General features: G+C 67.4%; 1 protein-coding gene. It reads left to right on the top strand.

Going from position 1 to position 536, the window contains the following annotated elements:
- Nucleotides 1–173 precede the first annotated feature (173 nt).
- The gene (locus tag GUY60_RS38075; protein ID WP_161706058.1) at nt 174–527 is read left to right on the top strand and encodes an ArsR/SmtB family transcription factor; all 354 of its coding nucleotides are present in this window, start codon (nt 174–176) and stop codon (nt 525–527) included.
- Nucleotides 528–536: the final 9 nt, after the last annotated feature.

Below are 536 nucleotides of genomic sequence, written 5' to 3'. Positions count from 1 at the left end.
GCTCAGGGGTGAGCGTGGGCGCCGGCGGGGGTGCGGACGAGGGCACGGACGAGGGCATGGCGGAGAAGCCCCTCAACTCTGGGGTGAGCAGGACCCTTCCACCATACCCGTATGCATGAACAGGTCTTCATTCGTTCCGGGGAGTGTCCGCGAGGGCTCGCTACGATGGGCGTATGGGCCACGGAGTCGACAAGGAGCGCGCCAGCACTCGCGCACGTCTGGACACCGTCGGCGCGGCGGATGTCGCCGCCACGCTGCAGGCCCTGGCGACGCCGTCCCGGCTGCGGATTCTGGCTCGGCTGCAGGAAGGGCCGTGTGCGGTGAGTGAGCTGGCCGAGGCGGCGGATCTGGAGCAGTCGGCTTGCTCTCACCAGTTGCGGCTGCTGCGCAATCTTGGCCTGGTCACCGGTGAGCGCCGCGGGCGCTCCATCGTCTACGCGCTCTATGACCACCATGTCGCCGAGCTGCTCGATCAGGCGTTGTTCCATGTTGAGCATCTGCGGCTGGGGTTGCGGGACGCTACGTAGTTTCTTTCC

Origin of the sequence: Streptomyces boluensis, from assembly GCF_009908195.1 — a bacterium.
In the GTDB taxonomy this organism is placed as follows: Bacteria; Actinomycetota; Actinomycetes; order Streptomycetales; family Streptomycetaceae; genus Streptomyces; species Streptomyces boluensis.
Note: the sequence above shows the minus strand (reverse complement) of the source record. Positions and strands in the feature narration are given on the sequence as shown.